At 66.0% G+C, this 256-nt stretch carries 1 protein-coding gene; it reads right to left on the bottom strand.

Annotated elements, in window-relative coordinates:
* Nucleotides 1-256, bottom strand: a 256-nt coding sequence (locus ACLJNW_RS26580; protein ID WP_204324754.1) for an isocitrate dehydrogenase kinase/phosphatase AceK regulatory subunit, incomplete at both ends; no start/stop codon positions are given.

Below are 256 nucleotides of genomic sequence, written 5' to 3'. Positions count from 1 at the left end.
CACGAACATCGTGCCGTCGCTGATGTTGTCGTGGCTGAACAGCCCGCAGAAGATCGAGTTGAACCAGGTCTCGGCCAGCTCGTCGTCCAGCCGCAAGTCGATCTGCGCGATGTAGGCGCTCTTGATGATCGGCCAGCGCTCCACGTCCAGCAGCTCGCTGTCGGCCAGCCCCGCGCGCAGCCCGGCCACCGTCTCGGCGACCTTTTCCTCGTAGAGGTTGATCCGCTGCGCCGAGGCGCGCTGCGCTTCCTGCCAC

The organism is Salmonella sp. SAL4457, assembly GCF_046548235.1.
GTDB lineage: Bacteria > Pseudomonadota > Gammaproteobacteria > Enterobacterales > Enterobacteriaceae > Salmonella > Salmonella enterica.
This window is presented reverse-complemented; position numbering and strand designations above follow the sequence as displayed.